A 15,564-nucleotide genomic window follows, 5' to 3' on the forward strand; every position below is an offset into this window, starting at 1 on the left:
CTGCGGGAGTAGAATTTCCAACGGGCTCAGCTGGGCAGTACGGTGGACCCCATCAAGGCCTCGTCGATCGAGCGCGCCGCCTGGCGACCCTCGCGGATCGCCCAGACGACCAGCGACTGGCCGCGACGCACGTCGCCCGCCGCATAAAGCCTGTCGACGCTGGTCCTATAGTCGCGATCATTGGCTTCGACGTTCCTGGAACGGCGGCTGTCGGTGACGATCTTCATCTGGCCGTCCAATTCCCCAACCAGGCCGGCGGTGGCCGGGCCGGCAAAACCGATGGCGATGAAGGCGAGATCGGCGCGGATGACGAATTCGGTGCCGGCGATCGGCTTGCGCTTCTCGTCGACCTCGCAGCACTTGACGCCGGTCAGTTGGCCTTCCTCGCCGATGAACTCGAGCGTCGCCACCTGGAATTCGCGCTCCGCCCCTTCGGCCTGCGAGGACGAGGTGCGCATCTTGGTCGCCCAGTAGGGCCATACTGACAGCTTGTCTTCCTTCTCAGGCGGCTGCGGGCGGATGTCGAGCTGGGTAACGCGCACGGCGCCCTGGCGGAAGGCGGTGCCGACGCAGTCGGACGCGGTATCGCCGCCGCCGACGACGACGACATGTTGGCCGCCGGCGATGATCGGATGTGACGGCCAGGCCACGGACTGGATCGGCTCGCCGCCGACCCGCCTGTTCTGCTGCACCAGATAGGGCATCGCATCATGCACGCCGCCGAGATCGTCTCCCGGGATGCCGGCCGCGCGCGGCGTTTCGGAACCGCCGCAATAGAGCACGGCGTCATGTTCGGCGAGCAGCTCGGCAACCGGCTTGTCGACACCGACATTGACGCCGCAATGGAAAGTCACGCCCTCGCCCTGCATCTGCTCGATGCGCCGGTCGATATAGTGCTTCTCGATTTTGAAGTCGGGAATGCCGTAGCGCATCAGCCCGCCCGGCCGGCTTTCGCGCTCATAGACATGCACGTCGTGGCCGGCGCGGCCAAGCTGCTGGGCAGCCGCCATGCCGGCCGGACCGGAGCCGACAACGGCGACGCGCTTTCCCGTCTTCTTCTCCGGCGGATAGGGCCTGATATGGCCGGTCTCATAGGCCTTATCGGCGATCGCCTGCTCGACCGTCTTGATGGCGACGGGGATGTCCTCGAGGTTCAGCGTGCAGGCTTCCTCGCAGGGCGCGGGGCAGATGCGGCCGGTGAACTCCGGGAAGTTGTTGGTCGAATGCAGGTTGCGGATCGCGTTGTCCCAATCGCCATTGTAGACGAGGTCGTTCCAGTCCGGGATCTGGTTGTGGATCGGGCAGCCTGTCGGTCCGTGGCAGAACGGAATGCCGCAATCCATACAGCGCGCGGCCTGTTTCTCGACCTCCTTGTCCGACATCGGCAACGTGAATTCGCGGAAATGCCGGATGCGGTCGGAGGCCGGCTGGTACTTGTGCACCTGCCGGTCGATTTCGAGAAAGCCTGTTACCTTGCCCATAGTCCAGTTCCTGCTGTCCAGATGGTGCGGTTTTCGCCGCACCCGTTAACCTCTTGAGGCAGCCATGGCAACCTTGCCTTCGAGGTCAAACTGTCGATGAAAGTGGGCCGGGAAACCTGAGCCTCCCGGCAACTGCCAAGTCTATTCCGCCGCCACGCCCATGCGCATGCGTTCCATCTCGATCAGTGCGCGGCGGTATTCGACCGGCATGATCTTGCGGAATTTCGGCCGGAAGGTCGTCCAGTCGTCGAGGATTTCGCGACCGCGCACCGAACCGGTGTAGTGCACATGGTTTGAGATCAGCTGGTAGAGCCGCTCCTCGTCATGGCTGGTCATGTCGCCGGACACGTCGACGCGACCCTTGTGGTCGAGGTCGCCGCCATGGTGCAGCAGCCTTTCCATCAGGTCGTCTTCTTCCGGAACCGGTTCCAGCTCGACCATCGCCATGTTGCAGCGCTCGGCGAAATCGCCCGCCTCGTCCAGCACATAGGCGACGCCGCCCGACATGCCGGCAGCGAAGTTGCGGCCGGTCTTGCCGATGACGACGACAATGCCGCCGGTCATGTACTCGCAGCCATGGTCGCCGACGCCTTCGACGACGGCGGCCACGCCCGAATTGCGCACGGCGAAACGCTCGCCGGCGACGCCGGCGAAATAGGCCTCGCCCTCGGTCGCGCCATAGAGCACCGTGTTGCCGACGATGATGGACTCCGCCGCGACGATCTTGGCCTCTTCCGGAGGCCGGATGACGATACGGCCGCCCGACAGGCCCTTGCCGACATAGTCGTTGCCGGCGCCGACGAGATCGAACGAGATGCCGCGCGCCAGGAAGGCGCCGAAGGACTGGCCGGCGGTGCCGGTCAGCTTCACCGAGATCGTGTCCTCACGCAGGCCCTTGTGCTTGAAGCGCTTGGCCACTTCGCCCGACAGCATGGCGCCCGTCGAACGATCGACATTGCGGATGTCGACCTCGATCTTGACCGGCTGCTTGCTTTCGAGCGCCGGCTTCGCCAGTTCGATCAGCTTGCGATCGAGCACGTCGTCGATCGGGTGCTTCTGCCGCTCGGTCCAGTGCACCGCTTCATGCGGCGCGTCCGGCTTGAAGAACATCTTCGAGAAATCGAGCCCGCGCGCCTTCCAGTGGACGATCAGGTCGCGCTTCTCCAGCAGGTCGGCGTCGCCGATGATCTGGTCGATATGGGTGTAGCCCATCTCGGCGAGCAGCGCCCTCACCTCTTCCGCCACGTAGAAGAAGAAGTTGATGACATGCTCGGGTGTGCCCTTGAAGCGCTTGCGCAGCACCGGATCCTGCGTCGCCACGCCGACCGGACAGGTGTTGAGATGGCACTTGCGCATCATGATGCAGCCGGCCGCGATCAGCGGCGCGGTCGAGAAGCCGAATTCGTCGGCACCGAGCAGCGCGCCGACGATGACGTCGCGGCCGGTGCGCAAGCCGCCATCGACCTGCAGCGCCACGCGTGAGCGCAGTCCGTTCAGCACCAGCGTCTGGTGCGTCTCGGCAAGGCCCATTTCCCACGGGCTGCCGGCATGCTTGAGCGACGTCAGCGGCGAGGCACCGGTGCCGCCATCATAGCCCGAGATGGTGATGTGGTCGGCGCGCGCCTTGGCGACGCCGGCCGCAACCGTGCCGACGCCGACTTCCGAGACCAGCTTGACCGACACGTCGGCCGCCGGATTGACGTTCTTCAGATCGTAAATCAGCTGCGCCAGGTCCTCGATCGAATAGATGTCGTGATGCGGCGGCGGCGAGATCAGGCCGACGCCCGGCGTCGAGTGCCGGACCTTGGCGATGGTCGCGTCGACCTTGTGGCCGGGCAGCTGGCCGCCCTCGCCGGGCTTGGCGCCCTGCGCCACTTTGATCTGCATCATGTCGGAATTGACAAGATATTCGGCCGTCACGCCGAAACGGCCCGAGGCGATCTGCTTGATCGCCGAGCGTTCCGGGTTCTTGCCGCCGCCGGGCAGCGGCAGGTAGCGGTCCGCCTCTTCGCCGCCCTCGCCGGTGTTGGACTTGCCGCCAATGGCGTTCATGGCGCGCGCCAGCGTGGTGTGCGCCTCGCGCGAGATCGAGCCGAAGGACATCGCCCCGGTCGAGAACCGCTTTACGATGTCGGCCGCCGACATGACGTCGTCGAGCGCGACCTTCTTGCGGCCGGTTTCTTCGGCCAGCTTGATCCTGAACAGACCACGAATGGTCTGGGCCCGGGCCGTCTCGCTGTCGATCTGCGCGGAATAGTCCTTGAACGTCTCCCACGAGCCCTGGCGCACGGCGTGCTGCAAGGTGGCGACCGCGTCGGGCGACCACATATGCGCCTCGCCGCGCATGCGGAACATGTATTCGCCGCCGACTTCGAGGCTGTTGCGCAGCACCGGATCGTTGCCGAAGCCGTCATTGTGGCGGCTGAGCGTCTCGGTCGCGATCTCGTCCAGCCCGACGCCTTCGATCAGCGTCGCGGTGCCGGTGAAATACTGCTGCACGAAATCGGTCTTCAGCCCGATGGCGTCGAAAATCTGCGCGCCGCAATAGGACTGGTAGGTCGAGATGCCCATCTTGGACATCACCTTGAGGATGCCCTTGCCGATCGACTTGATGTAGCGCGTGACGACTTCGTAGGCGTCGACCTCCTTCGGCAGTTCGCCGCGCTTGTGCATGTCGAGCAGCGTGTCGAAGGCGAGGTAAGGGTTGATCGCCTCGGCGCCATAGCCGGCAAGGCAGCAGAAATGATGCACTTCGCGCGGCTCGCCGGATTCGACGACGAGGCCGACCGAGGTGCGCAGCCCCTTGCGGATCAGGTGGTGATGCACCGCGGCCGTCGCCAGCAGCGCCGGGATGGCTATTCGGTCCGGCCCGACCTGGCGGTCGGACAGGATGATGATGTTGTAGCCGCCGGCGACAGCCGCCTCCGCCCGCTCGCACAGGCGGTCGATGGCGCCCTGCATGCCCGCGGCTCCTTCATTCGAGCCGTAGGTGATGTCGATCGTCTTGGTGTCGAAGCGGTCCTCGGTGTGCCCGATGGAGCGGATCTTCTCCAGATCGCCATTGGTCAGGATCGGCTGGCGCACCTCGAGCCGCTTGCGGCGCGAATTGCCGACGAGGTCGAAGATGTTCGGCCGCGGCCCGATGAAGGACACCAGGCTCATCACCAGCTCCTCGCGGATCGGGTCGATCGGCGGGTTGGTGACCTGGGCGAAGTTCTGCTTGAAATAGGTGTAGAGCAGCTTCGACTTGTCCGACATCGCCGAGATCGGCGTATCGGTGCCCATCGATCCCACGGCTTCCTGGCCCGTCGTCGCCATCGGCGACATCAACAGCTTGGTGTCTTCCTGGGAGTAGCCGAACGCCTGCTGGCGATCGAGCAGGCTGACATCCTTGCGCAGCGCGCGCGGTTCGACCGGCTTCAGGTCTTCGAGGATCAGCTGCGTGTTGGCGAGCCAGGTCTTGTAGGGATGCTTGGTCGCGATCTCCGACTTGAGCTCCTCGTCCGAGACGATGCGCCCCTTCTCCAGGTCGATCAGCAGCATGCGGCCGGGCTGCAGCCGCCACTTCTTGACGATCTTCTCTTCCGGCACCGGCAGCACGCCGGCTTCCGAAGCCATGATGACGCGGTCATCGTCGGTGACGATGTAGCGCGCCGGGCGCAATCCGTTGCGGTCGAGCGTGGCGCCGATCTGGCGGCCATCGGTGAAGACAACCGCCGCCGGTCCGTCCCACGGCTCCATCAGCGCGGCATGGTATTCGTAGAAGGCCTTGCGATCGGCATCCATGAGCTTGTTGCCGGCCCAGGCTTCCGGGATCAGCATCATCATGGCATGGCTGAGGCTGTACCCACCCTGGAACAGGAATTCGAGCGCATTGTCGAAACAGGCGGTGTCGGACTGGCCTTCATAGGAAATCGGCCACAGCTTCGAGATGTTGTTGCCGAACAGTTCGGAATCGACCGACGCCTGTCGCGCCGCCATCCAGTTGTTGTTGCCACGCACGGTGTTGATCTCGCCATTGTGGGCGACCATGCGATAGGGATGCGCCAGCTTCCACGACGGGAAAGTGTTGGTCGAGAAGCGCTGGTGGACAAGAATCAGCGCGGTTTCGAAGCGCGGATCGGTCAGGTCCTTGTAATAGGCGCCGACCTGATAGGCGAGGAACATGCCCTTGTAGACGATGGTGCGTGCCGACAGCGACACACAGTAGGAGCCGATGTCCTTGTTGTCGTTCTCGGCGTAGATGCGGCCCGATATGACCTTGCGCAGCAGATAGAGCCTGGCCTCGTACTCCTCGTCATCGGGGATGTCTGATGTGCGGCCGATGAAGACCTGCCGATGGAACGGTTCGGACGCGACGATATCAGGCGCCTTCGACAGCGACGAATTGTCGACCGGCACGTCGCGGAAACCGATGAGCGGAAGCCCCTCGGACTGCGCCGATTCGGCGATGATGTCCTCGATATGGGCGCGAAGTGCCGCGTCCTGCGGCATGAACCAGTGTCCGACGCCGTACTGACCTACCAGCGGCAGTTCGATGCCCTGGGCTGCCATCTCCTCGCGGAAGAAACGGTCGGGAAGCTGCACCAGCACGCCGGCGCCATCGCCGACCAGCGGATCGGCGCCGACGGCGCCGCGATGCGTCAGGTTTTCGAGCACGGCAAGGCCGTCCTTGACGATCTGATGCGACTTCACGCCCTTCATGTTGACGATGAAGCCGACGCCGCAGGCATCATGCTCGTTGCGCGGGTCGTAGAGGCCTTGGGCGCCGATGTTGGTTCGGCTAGTATTGGTTCGGGACGCGGTTTTGACGGTTGCCGCTTTCGTCTGCGCGGCCTGGCCGTTCGTCGCAGAGTGCGTCATGTCCGTCATCTCTCGGTCCTCCATTCCCAGCCCTTCGGGCGCTGGTCTGCCCCGGCAAGCGCCTGGCTCACCCTGATCCTTGCGGCACGTCTTGCGAAATCCTTGCCGAACCAGACGGCTTTCCGCATGGTTCGTATTCGTACAGGCCAGCGTCTGGCTGTCCAACCTGTCGCCCGCAGCAACAGCCGGAGAGGCCCAAATGATACGCCAATCCAGCTCGTTTTGTGCGACAAAATAAGACAGCACTACTGTCCTAAATTTTTATGACAGAAATCCTGGACGCACACAAGACCGATTCACAAAAAACTTGGACCGCCAGCGACATAAAATTACGTGAAGTTGAGGAAAAACGTAAGCTTCGATCACAGCAGCTTTTCGGATCTGGCTGGCTTTACCGCTTTTCCGACACGTGGCCCTTGCGTGTGAAACCCCAAAGCAGCCAAGGTCGCGCCGTTTTCAACCGAAGCAGGATTCCTGATGTTTTTTGCATCCGACAACTGGGCGGGCGTCCATCCCGACATCTCGGCCAATTTATCCCGGCATGCCGCGGGCATCGCCACCGCTTATGGCGACGGCGAGCTCGACCGCGCCGTCTACCGGCGCTTCAGCGAGATTTTCGAACGGGATGTCGCGGTGTTCTTTGTCGCGACCGGCACGGCGGCCAACGCGCTGTCCATGGCGGCGTGCAATCGCATCGGCGGCGTCGCCTTCTGCCATTCCGAAGCGCACATGAATGTCGATGAATTCGGCGCCGCGGGCTTCTACACCGGTGGAGCGCGCATGTCGCCGGTTCCGGGGCCACTGGGGCGCATCAATCCGCAGGCCCTCGACCGGGCCATCACGCGCTACTCGCAAGACCTCGCCCCCGCCGGCCAGCCGATGGCGGTGACGATCACCCAGGCGACCGAGGTCGGCACTGTCTACACCGTCGACGATGTCAAGGCGATCGCCGAAGTCAGCCGCCGTCACGGCCTGCCTCTGCACATGGACGGAGCGCGGTTCGCCAACGCGATTGCGGCGACGGACATCAGTCCCGCAGAAATGACCTGGAAGAGCGGCGTCGATATCATCTCCTTCGGAGGCACCAAGAACGGCTGCTGGATGGCCGATGCGGTGGTGGTCCTGAACCCCGACGTGGCACGCGACCTGCGCCTGCTTCGCCAGCGCGCCGGGCAGACCTTTTCCAAGGCGCGCTTCATCTCGGCTCAGTTCGAAGCCTATTTCACCGACGATCTCTGGCTGAGGATGGCGCACCACGCCAATGCCATGGCCGCGCGGCTGGCCGCGACGATCGAGGATGCACCGGCAGGCCGGCTGGCCTGGCTGCCGCAGGCCAATGAAGTGTTCGCGATCCTCGACCGCGCCAAAGCCGAAAAGCTGCAGGCGGCCGGGGCAAAATTCTACGAATGGGGTCTGCCGCAGGGCTTCGACAGCCACCTCGGCGACAATGAAGTGATCTACCGTTTCGTCGCCAGCTTCGCGACCACGACCGAAGAGATCGACCACCTTGGCCACCTGATCGCTTGAGCTTTTCCTATGACCATGTCACCGCTCGGCTCGACTATGCGGCTGATCCGCCCCGCTCCAAACGTGCTCGGCTTTTATGACGGCCGGATAGAGGGCGTTCGCGGCTGGTCGGATCAGCCCAATTGGCTCGATGACGGCGCCTATGCCCTTGGCATTTGCACCTATGCAATTGTCGATGGCTCGGAAGCGCTTGTCTATGACACGCATATTTCGCTTCAGCACGCCCGGATCATCCGGCAAACGCTAGAGGGTATGGGCGTCACCTCGATGCGGGTGGTCCTCAGTCATTGGCATGATGATCATGTCGCCGGCAACGAGGTGTTCCGGGATTGCGAAATCATCGCCAACAACCTCACAGCCTCTGCTCTCGCAGAGAACCGGACCAAACTGGAAAATGAGAACCCGCCGATCAGACCCCTTATCCTTCCGAATCGGACATTCGACGACAATCTCGACCTCATGGTCGGGTCGATAGCGGTCGACCTTCGGCACGTCGAAATCCACAGTCACGACGGTACCGTGTTGGTCATGCCCAGCGCCGGTCTGCTCTTTGCGGGCGATACGCTTGAAGATCCGATCACTTATGTCGGCGAACCGGAACGGCTGACTAAACATCTGGACGATCTCGAACGCATGGCCGGCTGGACCTTTGACCGCATCCTACCCAATCACGGTTGGTTGCAGATGATCCAATCCGGTGGGTACGGTCGCGAGTTCATTGCCGCTACCCGATCCTATGTCGAAAAGCTGCTTCGCTGCCGACACGAGCCCGATCTGGTGAGGCAAGATCTGAGAGCCTTCGCTGCCGAAGTGTTTGCCTCCGGTGCCGTCGGTTATTTCGCGCCATACGAGGCCGTTCACCGACAAAACGTTGAGGCCGTGGTGGCTTCGGGGACTGCCAGCTGAACATAAGAAAGGCGGCGCCCTTCGGCGCCGCCTTTGCCCTGGGAGGCTATCGGTTTAGTTGGCGGTCTTTAGTTGGCGGTCTTGGCCTCGATCTGCTTGGCCTTGGCCGGAGCCGAGGTGATCGCGATCTTGCGCGGCTTCAACTCCTCGGGAATGTTGCGCTTGAGGTCGACGAAGAGCAGGCCGTTCTTCAGCGCGGCGCCGACGACTTCAACATGGTCGGCAAGCTGGAAGCGGCGTTCGAAAGCCCTCGAGGCAATGCCGCGATAGAGCAGTTCGGAACCTTCGCCCGTGCCCTCGTCCTTGCGCTCACCTTTTACCGTCAGCACGTTGCGATGGGCTTCGATCGAGATTTCCTCGTCCGAGAAGCCGGCAACAGCCATCGAGATCCGGTAGGAATCCTCGCCGGTGCGCTCGATGTTGTAGGGCGGATAAGTCTGCGCGCCATCGGGCTGCGCAAGCGAATCGAGCATGGTGAAGAGACGGTCGAAGCCGACGGTCGAGCGATAAAGCGGGGAAAAGTCAACGTGACGCATGAGGTGTTCTCCTGTTGAGCAACATGGTTTGCGTATGGCCGGTGCGAAACCCTTGAGCGGCGTTTCGGCTGGACCAGCGGCCCCGATATTGGCGACCGCATCCGACATTTGGGGAGCGCTCGAAGGCATTTCAAGATTTCTCCTGCCAGCAAAAACCGTGCGGCTGTTCGTTGATGAACGGCAGATGAACCAAAGCTTCGGCGCGCGTTCAGACAGCCGGCGCTAGAGTGGGCCCAAGATCAAGGATTGGCGGCGCGCCGGACGATGAACCGTTCTTGAGACGCCGCAACGAGGCCGACCGGGGTGTAACGTCCCTTCCTCCCGGATCGACAGAGGCCGGAAGCACGCTTTCAAGCGGCTTCCGGCCTTCCCCATTGTGGGTCTCGCGTCACCGGGAATTCCTTTGCTTTTGGCGCATGGGCGTCTATCACCTTAGCGGAGCCAGCCAGCACGGGCGGGCACGAGCACGAAGCGCCGAATGACGGATCTTGTCCCAGACATCCCCCTTTTTCACGAAATCGAGGGCAATCCACGACCGGAAAACGCCAGCGGCGGCTTCTTCACCACCCGCGACCGCAAGAAGATCCGCTACGGCCTGTTCGGCGCAGTCACTCGCCCGTTGAAGGGCACCGTGGTCGTGCTCACCGGCCGCAACGAGTGCATCGAGAAATATTTCGAAACCATCCGCAATCTTGCCGACCGTGGCTTTGGCGTCGCCACCCTCGACTGGCGCGGCCAGGGTGATTCTTCCCGTCTGATCCGCGATCGCCAGCGCGGCTATGTCCGTAGCTTCCGCGACTACACCGCCGACCTTGAGCAGTTCTTCGAGGAGATCGTGCTGCCCGACTGCCGCGGGCCCTACTACATCCTCGCCCATTCAGCCGGTGCGGTGATCACGCTGCTTGCCACGCCGTCGATGGTGAACCGCGTGCGGCGCATGGTGCTGATCGCGCCATTCCTGACCGTGCCCGACCTGCCGGTCTCGATATCGACGGTTCGCCGCGTCTGTTCGTTCTTCTGCGCGCTCGGCCTCGGCCGGCTCTATGCCGCCTGGGGTCCACGGCCGAAGATGCCGGTCCCTTTCGAGACCAACAAGCTGACGTCCGACCCGGTACGCTACCGGCGCAACACGCGGATCTACGAACAATACCCGCAGCTGGCGCTCGGCGGCCCGACGATCCGCTGGCTGCAGGCCGCCGCCAAAGCATCCGAAGCTGTCAGCGATCCCGATTTCATGGCTCGCATTCAGGTCCCCATGCTGATAATCGCCGCCGGCGCCGACCAGGTCGTCTCGACCAAGGCGGTGGAAGCCTATGCCAGGCGTCTGCGGCTCGGTTCGCTGCTGATGATCGACGGCTCCCGCCACGAAATCCTGCAGGAGGCCGACATGTACCGCGAGCAACTCCTCGCCGCCTTCGATGCCTTCATTCCCGGCAGCGACGACCCTACGGCCTGACAGACGCCGATCCCCGGCTCACGCCTGGCGGGCGAACTCCATGACCCAGTTGGTCTCCCAGCTCGTGCCGCCATCAAGCGAAAAGGCCTGTTCCCAGCGCGCCGAATTCTCCATCATCCGTGACCAGAGGAAACGAACCTGGATCGGCCGACCGTCGAAGACGTCGTCACACAGGAACGTGCCGACACCGTCGATGAACGCGCCGCGCACCGGCACGTCGATGGTCAGCGGGTTGCGGCCATCGATCCACCAGATCGACCATTGCCGTGTCGCCGGATCGAAGGTCCGCACCGTTGCGGCGCGATAGGCGCCGCCTGGCAGCTCGATCACATTGTCGTCGACATTGCCGAGACCGCCGAGCAGCGGGCGCACCTCGCATGTGCCGCCGAATTCGTCCCAGTTGGTGTCGCCCGCCAGGCGCTTTTGCAGCCTTCGATGGCTGACATCCCAGCAGCCGAAGAAGAAGTCGAAGTCGCTACGCCCGTCCGTCTGACTGTCATTGGCGTGGCTGGCTGTTGATTGCATCGGCATGTCTGGTCCTCCTCTGGAAAGGCCCTTCCATAGTCGGTGCCAACTGACACCCTGTTGTCAGTAGGGATGGGCCGGCGCCGCCCGCGGGATGCAAAGTGCTAAAGATTCTGACAGCCCGCGCCGTCCCGGAGTGCTCATCTGCCCGCGTCGAACTGAACGCCAAGGAGATGAGATCATGACCGAGAAAACCTGCGCCGCCTGCGATTGCCAGCTGGACGCCAACCCGATCCGCGTCAAGGTCGGCGGCAAGACCGTCGAAGTCTGCTGCGAGGAATGCGCGCAAGCGCTGAACGAAGCCGGCGCCTCGGCAGCCGGCACCAGGGAGGACTGAGCGATGCGCCCTGATCATATGGCGACGCAATGCCTGGCCGGCACGGTGCCGACGCAGGCGCCGACAATCCGCACCGTGACCATTCGCCAGACTTTGTACGCACAATTCAATGCGACGGCTGGCTGGATCAGCTGTCAGATGGAGAGGCGCCGAAGCCGCCGCGCATTGCTCGAGATGACCGACGACCAGCTCAAGGACATCGGTCTGTCGCGCGGCGAAGCCTACTCAGAATTCACGCGCCGGCTGTGGGATTGATGCATACCGCCGAAAAGTGGTCCCCGTTTTGGGGCGACGACATGCGTGAAACAAAAACTCAAAGCGTGTCGCGTGAATCCATTTTGATGCGACGCGCTTTGAGAAGCAGCCTGCCTGGAAGTCTCCTGACAGGAATGGGCGGGCCGATTGCGTAGAGTGCCGATGCAGGACCCATGGCCCGGCACAGGAAGACAACGCAATGGCCATATCGCAATTCACGGTCCAGCCGCTTCTCGACACCGGCACTGTCAGGGTGCGCGACGTCGTCTGCAGCGGGCAATGCCGGCACAGGAGCGAGGAAGAGTGCACGTCGGCGACGCATCTGGTGTTTCCCTATCGCGGCGTCTTCGTGCGCCATGTCGGCCGCAATGACGCCGTCGCCGAAGCCAATCAGCTGCTGTTCTTCAACGAGGCGGAAGCCTATCGGATCAGCCACCCCGTCGACGGTGGCGACGCCTGCCTCGATCTCGTCGTCGAGGAGGCTCAGCTGCTGGAGCTGGTGCCGAAGGAGCAATTGCGCAGCGGCGCGACCCCGGCGTTTCGTCGCCAACGCCGGCGCATCGACCCACGGGCGCAGGCTTTGGTGGCTTTGCTGCGCCACAGCTTGAGCCGCAACATAGCCGAAACGCTCGAGGCCGAAACCCTGGCGCTGACGCTGGTGCGGCGCTCTCTCGGCGAGCGGACCTCGCATGTCGCTGGCGCCAGCCCGGGCCGACAGAAACTGGTCGACCGCGCCAAGCTCGTTTTGTCCTCGGATCTGTCGCGACGCTGGACGCTGGCCGAAATTGCCGTCGAGGTCGGCGTCTCGCCGGTCTACCTGACGCAGGTGTTCCAGCAGGTCGAGGCCATGCCGCTCTACCGTTATCATTTGCGCCTGCGGCTGGCGCGCGCGCTCGACCTGCTTGGCCGCTATGACAATCTGACGACGCTGGGCATTGACCTTGGCTTCTCCAGCCACAGCCATTTCAGCTCCGCGTTCAGGCAGGTTTACGGCCGCACCCCAGCGGAGTTCCAGCGCTCGATCAAGCCGCGCTGAAGCAGTTCAGGAAAAGTCAGCCTCGGAGCGCAGCCATCGCCGCCGCATGCAGCTCCGGCGTCGCCGCTGCCACGACATCGCCGCCCTTCTCCGCCGGCCCGCCATCGAATGTGGTGACCACGCCGCCGGCCTTTTCGATGATCGGGATCAGCGCCACGATGTCGTACGGCTTCAATCCGGGATCGGCGACGATATCGACGCTTCCCGATGCGATCATGGCGAAGGCATAGCAATCGGTGCCGTAGCGGGCGAGTTGCACCTGCTTTTCGAACTGGTCGTAGCGCTCGCGCGCCTCGCCCTTGAACAGTGCCGGCGTGGTGGTGAACAGCGTCGCGTCGGCGAGCTTCGTCGTCTTGCGGGTTGTCAGCTTGCGCGGGCCACCCGGCCCCTCATAGTGAGAGCCCGAGGCGTTGGCGTAGTAGAGCTCGCCGGTGAAAGGTTGCGACATCATGCCGGCAACAGCATCGCCGTCGACCGTCAGTCCGACCAGCGTCCCCCACACAGGCAGGCCGGAGATGAAGGCGCGCGTGCCGTCGATGGGGTCGATCACCCAGACATGTTTGCTCGAAATGTTTTCGCTGCCGTGCTCCTCGCCAAGGATGCCATGGTCGGGATACTCAGCCGATATCAGCGCCCGGATGGCGCGCTCGGCCTCGCGATCGGCTTCGGTAACCGGGTCGAAACTGCCTTTTTCCTTATTGGCGACGGCGCCCTGGCTGCGGAAGCGCGGCAGGGTTTCCGCCGCGGCCGCCCGCGCGATGCGGCGCATGAAATCGATGCTGATATCCAACTGATTCTCCCGCATTGCAGCATGCCCGAGCCGTGCTCTGCCGCCAATTTCCTGCCAAAACAAGGGTGTTCGACGATTTTCCCGCTGCGGCACCTGTTGCCCGGATGTCACACAAGCGTCACCGAAAAGCAATTTCCACTTCAGAGTGAATTAAAAAAGCCTGAAGGTCGCTTGACATTTGTGCAGCGCACAATACCCTCAGCCTCGGACAGGTTTTCCTGTCCATGCCCTCCTTGGGCGTTTCCTCCCTAGACTTCGACCGTATCGTGCAAACGATGCGGTCTTTTTTTACGCCGGAGCACCCCGGACCAAGGTTTCACTCCGCCGCCAGCGGCAGGTCGATGAAATGATGGTCCGGCATTGCCATCAGATCCGCCGAAAATCGCGACAGATCGTCGGCGAGCGCGTCGAAGCCGGCGGCCTTCTCGAATGTCCGCTCGTTCATGTAGAGCCCGCGATTGACCTCGATCTGCAGGGCGTGGAGATGGCGCGCCGGGCGGCCATAGTGCTCGGTGATGAAGCCGCCGGCATAGGGCTTGTTGTGGGCGACGGCGTATCCCATGGCGGTGAGCAGGCCGATCGCGGTCTCGGTCAACGCCGCGGTGGCCGAGATGCCGAAACGGTCACCGATGATGAAGTCAGGCCGCAAGCCGTTGTCGCCGACGCGGATGCTCGCCGGCATCGAATGACAGTCTATCAGCACGGCAAAGCCGAAACGCGCATGGGTCCTGGTCAAAAGCCGTTTCAGCGTCTCGTGATAGGGCTTGTAGACGGCCTCGATGCGGGCGACCGCTTCGGACAGCGGCAGGCGGCCGGAATAAATATCGAGCCCCTCGCCGACCAGCTTGGGCACCGTGCCAAGCCCGCCGGCCACCCGCGCCGAGCGGATGTTGCAGAACGACGGTACCGGCTCGGCGAACATGCGCGGATCGAGTTCCCACGGCTCGCGGTTGACGTCGAGATAGGCGCGCGGGAAATTCGCCGCCAGCATCGGCGCCCCCAGCGCCACGGCGCCGCCGAACAGTTCGTCGACATAGCAGTCTTCCGACCGGCGGATGGCGTTGCGGTCCAGCCTTGCCATGGCAAGGAAGCGCTCCGGATAGTAGCGGCCGCTATGCGGTGAGTTGAAAAGGAAGGGGACGCGCTGCTCGGCGCCCGAACGGATTTCGAAGGGTGGAAAGACCGAAAAATCCTCGGCTGCCGTCTTCAATTTGTGCGAACCCGCAAACACCAGTGCATCATGATGTGAAGGTGCCACCTTGCTGGCCCCGTGTCCAGCATTTCAGCGGCAGCACAGGCCGGGCAAATATGGTCCATCCCGGTTCTCGTTCACTTGATGTTTACCCTCACCTCCTCATATACAGGATGGTTAACGGGCTTGCCCAACGGCAATCTCGAGCGGGTGATTCGGACGGGATATCATGGCACGCATTCTTCTGGCGGAAGACGACGACGATATGCGTCGATTCCTCGTCAAGGCGCTGGAGCGCGCCGGCTACCAGGTCAGCGATTTCGACAATGGCGCGAGCGCCTATGAGCGGCTGCGCGAGGAACCGTTCTCGCTGCTTCTGACCGACATCGTCATGCCGGAGATGGACGGCATCGAACTGGCGCGCCGCGCCACCGAGATCGATCCCGACCTCAAGGTCATGTTCATCACCGGTTTTGCCGCCGTTGCGCTGAACCCGGATTCGAAGGCGCCTAAGGACGCCAAGGTGCTGTCGAAGCCGTTCCACCTGCGCGACCTCGTCAACGAGGTCGAAAAGATGCTGCAGGCGGCCTGAGCCGCTTTCCGAGCCAATGCATGTCGCCCAAAAGTGGCCCCGGTTTTGGGAGAACGACATGCATGAAA

Annotated in this window: 13 protein-coding genes; 7 read left to right on the forward strand and 6 right to left on the reverse strand. The window is 63.1% G+C overall.

From position 1 onward, the window contains the following. Positions 1-26 precede the first annotated feature (26 nt). Together CGZ66_RS13140 and gltB are read right to left on the reverse strand one after the other, a co-directional pair. Positions 27-1,481: a glutamate synthase subunit beta gene (locus CGZ66_RS13140; protein WP_095084576.1), complete on the reverse strand. Its 1,455-nt coding sequence runs from the start codon at positions 1,479-1,481 to the stop codon at positions 27-29. A gap of 141 nt (positions 1,482-1,622) precedes the next feature. Then, positions 1,623-6,353, reverse strand: coding sequence for a glutamate synthase large subunit (gene gltB / locus CGZ66_RS13145; protein WP_095084984.1), 4,731 nt, complete (start codon positions 6,351-6,353; stop codon positions 1,623-1,625). 468 nt (positions 6,354-6,821) lie between these two features. Between gltB and CGZ66_RS13150 the strand changes: the two genes are divergently transcribed. Further along, positions 6,822-7,871: a threonine aldolase family protein gene (locus CGZ66_RS13150; RefSeq protein ID WP_095084577.1), complete on the forward strand. Its 1,050-nt coding sequence runs from the start codon at positions 6,822-6,824 to the stop codon at positions 7,869-7,871. Between the two features lie 9 nt (positions 7,872-7,880). Next, entirely contained in the window at positions 7,881-8,777 is an 897-nt protein-coding gene (locus CGZ66_RS13155) for an MBL fold metallo-hydrolase (protein WP_095084578.1), read from the forward strand. Positions 8,778-8,845: 68 nt separating this feature from the next. On the opposite strand, the gene CGZ66_RS13160 is transcribed toward CGZ66_RS13155, so the two are convergent. Then, the gene (locus CGZ66_RS13160) at positions 8,846-9,313 is read right to left on the reverse strand and encodes an Hsp20 family protein (RefSeq protein WP_023759726.1); all 468 of its coding nucleotides are present in this window, start codon (positions 9,311-9,313) and stop codon (positions 8,846-8,848) included. Positions 9,314-9,791: 478 nt separating this feature from the next. On the opposite strand from CGZ66_RS13160, the gene CGZ66_RS13165 reads away from it, so the two are divergent. Beyond that, positions 9,792-10,769, forward strand: a complete 978-nt coding sequence (locus CGZ66_RS13165) for an alpha/beta fold hydrolase (RefSeq protein ID WP_095084579.1) — start codon at positions 9,792-9,794, stop codon at positions 10,767-10,769. Between the two features lie 18 nt (positions 10,770-10,787). Here CGZ66_RS13165 and CGZ66_RS13170 read toward each other — a convergent pair whose 3' ends face one another. After that, positions 10,788-11,300, reverse strand: a complete 513-nt coding sequence (locus CGZ66_RS13170; protein WP_095084580.1) for a DUF1579 domain-containing protein — start codon at positions 11,298-11,300, stop codon at positions 10,788-10,790. Between the two features lie 175 nt (positions 11,301-11,475). On the opposite strand from CGZ66_RS13170, the gene CGZ66_RS39865 reads away from it, so the two are divergent. The 3 genes from CGZ66_RS39865 (at position 11,476) to CGZ66_RS13180 (ending at position 12,922) form a co-directional block, all read left to right on the forward strand. Continuing rightward, complete coding sequence (locus CGZ66_RS39865; protein WP_167392101.1) at positions 11,476-11,631, forward strand: hypothetical protein; 156 nt, start codon at positions 11,476-11,478, stop codon at positions 11,629-11,631. A 3-nt stretch (positions 11,632-11,634) separates the two neighbouring features. Continuing rightward, the gene (locus tag CGZ66_RS13175) at positions 11,635-11,886 is read left to right on the forward strand and encodes a DUF1127 domain-containing protein (RefSeq protein ID WP_095084581.1); all 252 of its coding nucleotides are present in this window, start codon (positions 11,635-11,637) and stop codon (positions 11,884-11,886) included. A gap of 205 nt (positions 11,887-12,091) precedes the next feature. Continuing rightward, positions 12,092-12,922, forward strand: a complete 831-nt coding sequence (locus CGZ66_RS13180) for a helix-turn-helix transcriptional regulator (RefSeq protein WP_095084985.1) — start codon at positions 12,092-12,094, stop codon at positions 12,920-12,922. A gap of 16 nt (positions 12,923-12,938) precedes the next feature. Here the strand turns inward: CGZ66_RS13180 and hisN are convergent, their stop codons facing one another. Further along, positions 12,939-13,712 (reverse strand): histidinol-phosphatase, encoded by a 774-nt coding sequence (hisN, locus tag CGZ66_RS13185; RefSeq protein ID WP_095084986.1) that lies wholly within the window; start codon positions 13,710-13,712, stop codon positions 12,939-12,941. 316 nt (positions 13,713-14,028) lie between these two features. Then, positions 14,029-14,970, reverse strand: coding sequence for an N-formylglutamate amidohydrolase (locus CGZ66_RS13190; RefSeq protein WP_095084582.1), 942 nt, complete (start codon positions 14,968-14,970; stop codon positions 14,029-14,031). A gap of 163 nt (positions 14,971-15,133) precedes the next feature. On the opposite strand from CGZ66_RS13190, the gene cpdR reads away from it, so the two are divergent. Further along, positions 15,134-15,496 carry a cell cycle two-component system response regulator CpdR gene (cpdR, locus tag CGZ66_RS13195; RefSeq protein WP_006199474.1) on the forward strand — a complete coding sequence of 121 codons (363 nt, stop codon included), beginning with the start codon at positions 15,134-15,136 and terminating at the stop codon, positions 15,494-15,496. Positions 15,497-15,564: the final 68 nt, after the last annotated feature.

This window comes from Mesorhizobium sophorae (assembly GCF_002270415.1).
GTDB classification, from domain to species: Bacteria; Pseudomonadota; Alphaproteobacteria; order Rhizobiales; family Rhizobiaceae; genus Mesorhizobium; species Mesorhizobium sophorae.